The sequence below is a fragment of the Roseomonas chloroacetimidivorans genome, from assembly GCF_049629625.1.
Taxonomy (GTDB): domain Bacteria; phylum Pseudomonadota; class Alphaproteobacteria; order Acetobacterales; family Acetobacteraceae; genus Roseomonas; species Roseomonas chloroacetimidivorans.
Window position 1 is genome coordinate 76,766 of record NZ_JBNBZS010000026.1, and the last position, 10,430, is coordinate 87,195.

Annotated in this window: 3 protein-coding genes; all 3 read right to left on the reverse strand. The window is 70.1% G+C overall.

Features of this window, described 5'->3' with window-relative positions:
* Nucleotides 1–47 precede the first annotated feature (47 nt).
* The 3 genes from ACO1BU_RS19700 to ACO1BU_RS19710 are packed head-to-tail and all read right to left on the reverse strand — an operon-like array spanning nucleotide 48 to nucleotide 9,234.
* A complete protein-coding gene (locus tag ACO1BU_RS19700) occupies nucleotides 48–3,833 on the reverse strand; it encodes a cellulose biosynthesis protein BcsC (RefSeq protein WP_424137665.1) in 3,786 nt (1,261 codons plus the stop codon).
* A 2-nt stretch (nucleotides 3,834–3,835) separates the two neighbouring features.
* Nucleotides 3,836–8,416, reverse strand: a complete 4,581-nt coding sequence (gene bcsA, locus ACO1BU_RS19705; RefSeq protein WP_424137666.1) for a UDP-forming cellulose synthase catalytic subunit — start codon at nucleotides 8,414–8,416, stop codon at nucleotides 3,836–3,838.
* On the reverse strand, nucleotides 8,413–9,234 hold the full coding sequence (locus ACO1BU_RS19710; protein ID WP_424137667.1) for a cellulose synthase operon protein YhjQ/BcsQ: 822 nt from the start codon (nucleotides 9,232–9,234) through the stop codon (nucleotides 8,413–8,415). Before ACO1BU_RS19710 ends, bcsA begins: the two co-directional genes overlap by 4 nt.
* Nucleotides 9,235–10,430 lie beyond the last annotated feature (1,196 nt).

Genomic DNA, 10,430 nt, shown 5'->3' on the forward strand with positions numbered 1-10,430 from the left:
GAGGAAAAAGTGGGGCTGGGGAGAATTCCTTCTCCCCCGGTGTGCCATCAGAACCGGTTCTGGAGCCGCATGAGGACGCGGGTCTCGTCGAAATTCGCCGCCTTGTCGTAGCGCAGGGCGCCCCCGAGGGTGAGGGTGGGCGTGACCGCCCAGTCCAACTCCGCCCGCACCCCGCCGACGAAGCCGCTTTGGGACTGGCCGGGGTAGAAGGCGTTGACGGGCGTGGTGCTGCCCGCCGTGGAAGCAGCCAGGGCCACGGCCTGGGATTGCAGGTCCGGGTTGTTAGGGAAGTAGGGCGCGCGGTCCTCGCGATAGCGGGCATAGCCGGCCGTAGCGCCCAGCCGGTAGGTCACGTCGCCCACCCGGCCCCGCCAATCCACCGGGATGTTCACCGCCGTGTACTGCTGCGGGCTGAAATAGCCGCCGTGGCCAAGGGTGAAATAGCGCAGGTTCTGGTCGTAGCCGAAATAGACGAGATCCAGGCCGGCGGTCAGCTCGCCGGCTTCGTTGCGGTAGACGGGAAGGGATAGACCCGCCCCTGCCTCGATGCGCGTGTTGGAGCGGACATTGTCGCCTTCGAAGGTGGCATAGCCGCCGCCGGCATAGGCGTAGCCCCGGCCAATCGGCACCTCGATCTGGCCGCGGCCGCCGGTGCGCATCACCGAACCCCAGGTGACGCCGGTGCGGTCGTCCACCGCACCGGCCCAGGAGAGCAAACTGTCCGTCACTGCGCGGCGCTCGCCGGCGACGCGGATTCGCAGGTTATCGGACAGGGCGGGGGCGACCTCGATTCCGCCCACGATATCGTTGCGCCGGAAGCCGAGCGGCGTGGTGCCGATGTCGAGCTTCAGCCAGTCGCCCCGGACATAGTTGAGGGCCAGGGCAACGCCGGTGGCGCTGGTGTTGCGCCCAGAGGCCAGGGCGGCGGCATTGCCCGCGATGCCGGTGTTCAGCGCGTTGGTGCCGAAGCGGCGGAGCGCCTGCACATCGGCCGAGGGCGAGCCGGAATCGATAACGACGGGCTGCACCGAGGCCGAAAGCCTTCCGCCGAGCGCACCGGGCGAGACCTCGCCCTGGAAGGTGGCGCTGAGCTCCGTCAGCCGGTCGAGACCTGGATCGCCGGAGCGGACGCGGCCGGCCACGCCCGCCGTGAGGAGCGTGCCTGTCTCGGCCCGCAACGCATCGGCCTCTGCCTGGATTTGGCGCAGCACGGGGTCGGCGGGCTGTGCGGCAGCGAGCACGGGCCCGGAGCGCGCTCCCCCGCCGCGGGCGAAGGGATTGGCCAGCCCTTGCATCGGCACGACGGTCGGCGCGGTGGCGGTGGCACGGGTTCCGAGTTCGGCGCTGCGCTGGGTGGCGGCGAGTTCGAGGGCCGCGCGGGCACGGGATTCGTCACCCGCCGCGCGGGCCACGCGAGCTTCCAGCAGGGCCACCCGGGAATCACGGGCACTGGTCGATTGGGCGCCGGCCAGCAGGCTCTCCGCACGCTGCCGGTCCCCCATGGCCAGGGCTGCCTCGATCGCGGTGCGGCGGGCATCGAGATTGCGGGGATCGCGCACCAGCACGGCCTCGGCCACGCGCAGCGCCTCCTCCGGCCGGCGGGCGCCGAGATACAGGCGGGAGAGGGCGAGGTTAGCGTCCCGGTTGGTCGGGTCCTCTGCCAGGACGGGGCGCAGGCGCTCGAAGGCGTCGGCCTGATCGCCGGCTTCGTTCAGCCGGTCCGAGGCACGGACAGCAACGCCGGCCCGGAGGGTGGCGAGGTCGCGGCGCTGCTCGGGCGTGGCGCCGCTCGCCTCCGTCTCGGCAGCCAGCGCCATTGCCTCGGCCTCCAACCCGGCACCGAGCAGGGCACCGGCGATGGCAATGCGGGCGGCGGCGCCATTGGCGCTGCGGTTGGCGGCGGCGACACGGGCAGCCTCCGCGGCGCCCGCCTTGTCATTCGCCTCCCCGAAGGCACGGATCACAGCTACCGCAGTGCTGCCCGTGGGATCCGGCCTGGCGGCGAGGGTGAGGAGACGCGAGCGGCCCTCGATCGGGGAAAGCGGCAGGAGGGCTGCCGCCGCCTGTACCTCCCGCTGGGCGCGGACGCGGGCGGCCAGGCGGGACATGTCAGGGCTGCGGCGGTTGGGCGGGATGCGGGAGAGGAAGGCGTCGGCATCGGCGATGCGGCCATCTTCCTCGGCGAACAGGGCAGCGGCGAAGATGGCGTCGGCGCTGGTGCTGCGGGCGACCAGTTCCTCCACCACAGCGCGGGCCTCGGCACCGCGGCCCTGGCGGCGGAGCGCACGGGCGAGGTCGAGCCGGGTCCAGGGATCATCCGGCGCGGCAGCGACGGCGTTGCGGAGGATGGCCGCGGCGGCAGCCGGATCGGAGACGCGGGCGGCTTCGGCGCGGTAGGAATTCGCCAGGGCATTGCCGGCGCCGCCAGCGGCCGTAGGCGCGGCCGGACGGGCGATGGTGAATTCGGCGGGGCGGCCCTGGGCGCGCAGGGCGTTGTTCAGCCCCTGCTGCGCGGCCTGGAAGCCCGGGCGGCGGCTAAGGGCGGCGCGGAAGCGGGCCTCGGCGCCCTGGGGGTCGTTGCGGCGCAAGGCTAATTCGCCCAGCAGAACCTCGGCATCGGAGCGGTCATCCACCTCGCGCATCGCGGCGCGGCGGGCGGCCTGATCGGCCCCATCCAGGTCATTGCCGCGCAGCTTGGCCCGCGCCTCCGCAATGTCGGTGGAATAGGAGGCGGCGTCCAGCGCGCGCTGCCATTGCTGGGCGCGGGACGGATCGGCGGCGATGGCGCGCTCCAGAAGGCGCCGGGCCTCCGGCTGGTTGCCCTGGCGCAGGCGGATGACGCCAAGGCCGCCCAGCGCATCGGCATCATTCGGGTTGCTGGCGAGGATGGCCTCGAACTGCCGTTGCGCGTCGGCGATGCCCCCGGCCTCCAGCCGGGCGAAGGCCGCCTGCCGGGCGACGGCGTCGGGATCGGCCGGGGCGGGGGGCGGCGCATTGCGCAGGGCTTCCAGCCGGCGGCGCAACTCGGCGTCGTCAGGGAAGCGCTGAAGATAGGCCTCGATCTGCGGGGTGGCGGTAGGGTCGTTGCCCGAGAAGCCGAGGGCGGTGCGCCAGGACTGCCGGGCCTCCTGCCCAACATCCGGGCGGTCCACCAACTCGGCGAGGCGACGGATGCCGTCAGCGCGCGTCTGGGCGGAATAGGTCAGGGCCTGGGCATAGGCGAGGCGCGCGCGATCGGTGGCGCCAGGGCGGGAGGCGAGGGTAGCGAGGCCCCGCTGACCCTCGGTGCGGCCCTGATCCGTGCCGGCCAGGGTCTGATAGTATTCGAGCGCATAGGGCTCGGTCGGGCCCTGGGGGCCGAAGATCTGACGGTAGCGCTGGGCGGCGGCATCGCTGCGCCCCTCCCGCGCCAGCCGGCGGGCTTCCTCGATCGCGTTGCGGTCGATCTGGGCGCCGCGCACGGCGCTCTCGGCCTCGGCTTGCAACTGCGGCGCCGCGCCAGTGGTCCGGAGGCGGGCGAGATAGGCGTTGGCGGCGTCCCGGTTGCCGCGTGCCACCTCCAGCTTCGCGGCAACGGCGAGGACAGAGGGGTCATCCGGCGCAGCCGCGAGGGCACGCTCCACCGCTGGCGCCGCCAGATCGATGCGCTCCTGGGAGAGCCAGCGCTCGGCCTGGCGCACCAGCACCGTCACCGCGCTTGGCGGGCCGGACGCGGCGTTGGTGACCTGCGCCGAAGCCATCCCCGGCCAGGCGGCCAGGGCAAGGGCGAGGCCGATCGCCGAGCGTCCCCTGCCTCTACCCGTGCGCTTCTTGCCTGTGACCGCGCCCGCCATGGTCATTGTCCCCCAGGGGTGCGGGCGCGCAGCCGGACAGCCGCCCGGCGCCGCAGGAGCCAGAAGAAGGGCAGGCCAAGCAGAAGCGCGCCCACGGTCATGACGCCGGCCACCCGCCAGGGGCTGGTGCCCAGCCAGATATAGGGCACGACCCACCAGGGCGGGTTGCCCACAGCGTAGGTGGCGCCGGTGCGGTAGCCGGTAACGCGGCCATCATTGATCAGCACGAGATCGCCCTGCACGCGGGATCCGGCCTCGGGGTCGCGCAGCGTGCCGAGCACGCCCGAAAGGGCGGCCGGGGTCGCGCCCAGCAGCGCCACCACGGACTTGCCGGGGGTCAGCGGATTTTCGGTTCCTACCAGCACCGCCACGCCCTCGCCGAGTTCCGAGAGGGCGGTGGAGGCGCGGGTCAGTTCCTCGGAGCCGGGTTGGTCGAGGAGGAGGGCGCGGATGTCGGAGAAGGCATCCGGCGCCGCGATGGTCAGGCGGTCATTCTGCACCTGGATGGGGCTGTTCCGCAGCAGCGTGGCTGCGGCGGGCTGGCGGCCGAGAGTTCCCAGCACCAGCAGATCCTGCCCGGCCACGGTCTGGAGCGCGGGCGGGAAGACCACCGACAGGCCTGTGGCGGGAAGCCCGACATTCGCGGCCAAGGTGCCAATCAGATCGAGGAAGGCGGAGGTCTCGACCGTGTTCGGCCGCTCCGGCATCACCACAGCCGTGCCGGAGAGGTCCGCCATGCGGGTGAAAGGAAAGCCGACAGAGGCGAAGTAGTTCAGGCTCGGCAGCCGCGCATAGCGCCATGCCCTGGAGACGTCGATCGTGCTGTCGGGATCGACGGCGGCGCGAATGTCGCCGGGTACGGCGGTGCACTCGCCACGGTTCAGCGGGCGCATGTCGAAGCGCATCTGCAGCTCCTCCCGCCCGAAGAGGAGATAGGTCGGCACCATGACGCGGCCGGTGCGCACCGCCGGGTCGCCGAAAAGGGTTCCGGTGAGGAGGTTGAGCGGCCAGATCCGCTCGCCCGAGCCGAGGGGGAAGGACTTCAGGAAGTTCTCGGAAACCAGCACGTCGAGCCGCGACGCCGCGACATCCACGGCCTGCCCGTTCGGCCCGCGGAAGCGGAGATCGGCGGGGATGCCGCGCTGGGCCCAGGTGAGAAGGTCGGGCGCCGTGCGAAGCGGCACGCGGATCGTGCCGGGGGTGTAGCCATAGGCCTGCAGCTCGGACCGGTCGATCAGGCTGCCGATCTGCACGGGCCGGTCCGGCGGCAGCCAGCGCGGGGCGTCATAGGGCTGCCTGGGGGCGATATTGGGGGCTGAGACGCGGGCCAGCTCCCCGCCCACGCCGCCGCGTCCGGCGGCCAGGGCCAGCGCGGCCTGCGCCACCTCCTGCTCCGACCGCCCGCCGAGGATGAGGTAGGTGCCGAAGGGATCGGTCGGGTTGGCGATCATGGCCAGGCTCGGCCCCTCGAAGCGGGGCAGGGTCAGGCCGGGCACCGCATCGGGGCCGGAGGCGATGATCAGGGCATTGCCCTGCGCCGGCGGGGCGCGGTCCACCGGGAAGCTGGCGCCACGGTAGTCGGCCTGTACCGCGAACCAGGATGCGGCGATGGCGGCGGCGCGCAGCCCTTGTGCCCCTGCCTCGGCGGGGATGACGACGGGCAGGGTCAGCGCCCGGCGCAGCACGCGGCGGTCAAAGAGCGGCTCCGGCAGGCGGGCCAGGTCGCGCTGCGGCGGCAGGCGCTCGATGGTGAGCTGGAGCGTCGAGAGATCGGAGATATTGGCGTAGAGCAGGCCGGAGAGCGGGTCGTTGCACTCGGTGGCGTAGCGGCCTGCAAAGCGGAAATTCAGCCGGTTCACCTCGGTGAAGTTCACCGGGTCGATATCGAAGGAGATGGGGCCGAAGGCCTGGCGCGCGGGGTCGAGCGGGATGTTGCCGACGAACTGCTCGTTCAGCGTGACCGCGATCTGGCTGAGGGAGGGAATGAGGGCGGCGGAGGACCCGCCCTGCACGGTGATCCGGGCGGCTGTCACCACCTCGTCCCGCGAGAGGCCGAAAAGGATGCCCTGCAGGTCGGCGATGCCGCGGAACTGCATAGGGCCGCTCAGGCCGAGCTCGCGGAAGGTCCGACGCACCTCCCGCGTGGCTCCCGAGAGGGAGGTCGCGGGGGCGGCTGCGGGCGCCGGCGCGGCTGCATTGGCGCCGGCCACTGCGCTGGCCCCGAAGGAGGGCCCACCCGGCGGACCTGCGGGTGCAGGCGGAATGGCAGGGCTTGCGGTGCCTGGCGGGGGCAGGGCCGGGGACGGTGCCTGGGCCTGGGCCGCGCCCGGAAGCAGCAGCGCGAGCAGGGCGATGGCGGCCGCGGTCGTCTCTTTCGCGCGGTCGGCCGGTGCCTGGATCTTGGCCTTGGGCCGCAACACGTCGGACTTGCGGATCTGCTCGACTGGTACGGGCTTGCTCACGCGGCTCGGGGCCTTGGTCATCTTGAAGCGGTACTTGCGGAACACGGCGTCCTTCGTGGCCATCACCACGTCCTTGAGGGCACGCAGCGGCCGGTCCTGTGGCCATTGGTCCCAGTGTACCCAGGCATCGGGCCGGCCGAAGAAGACGCGGACCATCGCCGCTTCATCGACCACATTCTCGATATGGAAGCGCAGGAAGGCCTCGCCCTCCTCCCAATGCAGGAGGGTGGCGTGGACCTCCACTTTCTCATCTCCCAGGTTGAAGCAGACGCTACAGTGGTCGCCATCGGCGATGCCGAGCGGACGCTCAAGCAGCAGGCGGGCGCCGGACATGGAGATGTTGGAGGAACGCGCCGGAACGCGCCGCTCGTCGGACAAGATGAGCTCGGCCGGCAGATTTGTCTCGACCCGGGCGCGGTCGCGCATCTGCTCGCGTTCCTGCCCCACCGCCACCGCCGCCGAGACAGGAACCAGACAGAGCGTGCACCACAGGGTGTTCAGCAGATAGGCCTGGAATTCCAGAGACCCCGTCTCATGCGTCAGCGTGCCGTAGATTCCAATGCCGGCGCCGATCAGCAACGCGCCGAGGAGGATAAGGGTGGGAAGCACGGCACGGACATCGAGATAGCCTTCCTCCAGCCGTCCGCCCTTGTCGGTGACATTGAACTTGCCTTTTCGCGGATCCCAGAGGGTCGCGATGGTGACCAGCATCAGCGGCGCGGCCATGCAGGCCTCGTAGATCTCGGACCAGAAGGAATGGCGGTTCCGGCCATTCAGGCGTGAGGCCGTGCCAAAGGCGTGGAACATATGGCTGCCCGCATAGGCGATGATGGCGAGCGGGGAAGCCGCGATGATGTTCTGGCCAAGGAAGAGGAAGGCCAGCGGCGAGGTGAGAAAGACGATGCGGGGTAGGGCGAAAAGGAAGGAGAAGCCCGCCGTGAAGTAGCAGAGCCGCTGCGCCCAGGTGAGGCCGGGGGCGAAGGGCGTGTTCTCCTGCCGCAGGATCTGGATCATCCCGCGCGCCCAGCGCATGCGCTGGCCGATATGGATGGCCAGGCGCTCGGTGGCCAGGCCGGCGGCGAGGGGCAGGCGGATATAGGCGGTGTGCCAGCCCTTCTGCTGCATCAACAGTGAGCAGTGGCAATCCTCTGTCACCGTCTGGTGTGGCACACCACCGACCTCCAGCAGGGCGGTGCGGCGGATCAGAGCGCAGGAGCCGCAGAAGAAGGCGGCGTTCCAGAGGTCATTGCCGGGCTGGATGGCGCCATAGAAGAGCAGGCCCTCATTCGGCACGGGGCGGCCGCGGGCCAGGTTCCGCTCGAAAGGGTCGGGCGAATAGAAATAATGCGGCGTCTGCACCATCGAGAGCCGCTGGTCCCGCACAAGCCAGCCGGCAGTCATCTGCAGGAAGGCGCGGGTGGGTGCGTGATCGCAGTCGAAGATGGCGATGTATTCGCCATCCGTGTGCTTCAGGGCGTGGTTGATGTTGCCGGCCTTGGCGCCCTTGTTGTCCGGGCGGATGATGTAGCCGCAGCCGACCTCCTCACAGAACTGGCGGAAATCGGGGCGACGTCCGTCATCCAGGACGTAGACGTTCAGCTTGTCCCTGGGCCAGTCAATGTTCATGCAGGCCAGCACGGTCGGCCGCACGATCTCCAGGCTTTCATTGTAGGAGGGGACGTAGACATCCACGCTCGGCCAGTCATCCGGGTTGGGCGGCAGGCGCGTGGGCTTGCGGTTCAGTGGATAGGTAAGCTGGACATAGGAAAGGAAGAGCAGCGCGCCCGCATAGCATTCCGCCGCGAAGAGGCCGAGTGAGAGAAGGCCCTGGAGGGGATTGTCGAACTGGATCGTCTCCGTCACCCGCCACCAGAGATAGCGGGAGGTGATGGCGAAGGAGAGAAGGACCAGCAGCACCGTCGCGCGGCGCGACTTGGAGCGGTTGACGAGCAGGAAGGCGGCAATGCCAAGCAGGGTCAGCACCGCCTGCTGCTCTCCGGTCAGCGGCACGGTGATGACGAAGATGTAGGCCAGCGCCCCAAGCAGGATGCTGGCAATTCGCAGGGCGCGGCCGACAAAGGGCAGGCGCTCCCGCGTGGCGGTCATCCGCATGGCTGTCATCGGCGCAGCCCCCAATCGGTCAGTACGGAATGGCCGCTTCCGGGCGGGGATGGCGGCGGCAGGGCCAGGCGGCCCAGAAGGGCTTCGGCCAGGAGGGCGAGATCTTCGGCGGCCCGTCCGCCCATGACCTCCACCGGAAGCCGGCGGTCGGCCAGCGCCTCGGCCACGCCTGGATCGCGGGCGACCACGCCGAGCATGCGCCCGCCCATCGTCGCCTGCGCGACGTCCAGCACGGCGTTGGAGAGGGGCAGGTCCAGTTCTACCTGGTTCAGCACAAGCACGGCCCGCTCCGCCGCCCGCGCAGCCAGGGTGCCGCGGCCGAGAAAGCGGCCATTGGCGATCTGCGGGATGAGGGAGGCGCTGCCGCCATCGGCCAGCAGCACCGCCACCGAAAGGTCCAGCATCGGTGTGAGGGCGGAGAGCGCTGGCGAGGGGCCTGGCGGGCTGTCCACCAGTACAATGCGGCGCGGGTCGGCCAGCATCTCTCGCATCGGGTCGGCCAGCAGCTCGGGCCGGTCCATCAGCAGGCGGGTCAATTCAAGAGCCCGGCGCGGCTCCACCCCCCCATAGGGCAGCAGGGAGACGCCATAGGGCGTCTGGCGCAGCGCAGTTCGCCAGGCGATGCCGCTGCCCAGCTCCGCCACGAAGCCTTCCTCGTCCCGCACGGGCAGGCCGAGATGCAGGCGAAGGGCGTTCTGGGGATCAAGGTCCAGCCCGAGCACATCATAGCCGCGCGCGGCCAGCAGGGCGGCGATATTCGCGGTCAACGTGGTCTTTCCCACGCCGCCTTTAGGCGACACGAAGGCGATCAGGGGCATCAAGAATTCCCTGCCGGCCGCGGCCGGCGACGCACGCGCAAGCGTGGCGGGGTACCCGGCGCGGGCGGGGGGGGAACCGGGGCGGCTGGAGGAGGAGACTGGCGGGCCTGGGCCACCAAGGAGGTTCCCAACTCGGCCGAGACCTCGTCCAGCAGGGCAAAGCGCCGTGCTTGCACTGCTGGAAAATGGGGCGGGGGCGCAGGAGCGGGAGGCGCGGCGGAGCGGACGGCGTGCCGCAGCGCGGGGGAGGGCGCGGCCGTGACGGGTGGAACCGGGGCAGCTGTTGGCGGAACGGGTCTGGCGGCCGGAATAGGGGCCGAACGCGTTTCCGCGATGTGCGCCGGGCGGCGCATCCGCGCAGGGGCAAAAAGCGTGACACGCTTCGGAAGCGGCGGGGGCACCGCTGCTCTCTCGCTCACCTCGCTGTCCACTGGGGCCCTGTACGCCGGCTCTGCGGGTGGAACAGGAGCAGGCGGCATTGCCGCTTCCGCGCCCACACGCTGCGCCTCGTCCTGCAGGCCGGCTAACGGAACCTCGGGCGGAGGAGCAGGCGCCGGGGCGTCGATTCGAACCGGGGGATAGCGAAGATAGCTGAAGCTTCGCAGGCCACAGGCGCGCAGGAGGCGATCAATCGGCTCGTCCACGCGCGCGGGCCCCTCCTTTCCATTGAGACCGTCGGATCATAGGGCAATGGTTCCGATTTCGGGAAGAGCAACCATAATCTGCTACCGTGGCGCGCATCATCCGACCATTTGGCCCTACATCAGCCACAGTCACGGCCCATCCTTGAAGCCAGTGATTTTCAAATAGTCGGGCACAATTTAATTGTGAGCGGCAACACAAGATGGAGGCACGTCCGGTATTCTCCAGAGTTCGTAACGTTTCAGCGCCGTAAAGCGCATGTTATGGCAGTTCATAGGCAGGGCCATCGTAGCACAAGGCAGGGACATGGACGAACAGGCGTTGCGGAAGACCATGGCAGCTGCCATCCGCATCGTTCTCGAAGAAGGCCTCCAGAAGGCGGACGATCCAATCACCTATCTGCGCTCGGCTGCGGAGGAGGTGCGGCCTCACGAATCCCCTCATTTTCATTGGCTCAGTTATGGCCGCGATTCGCCTGCGTTTCGTAGAACCTCCGTGTCACGGACGGATGGGTGTGGGCAGTGATCGAGGCGGCGCGTGCGATTGGGCGTTTG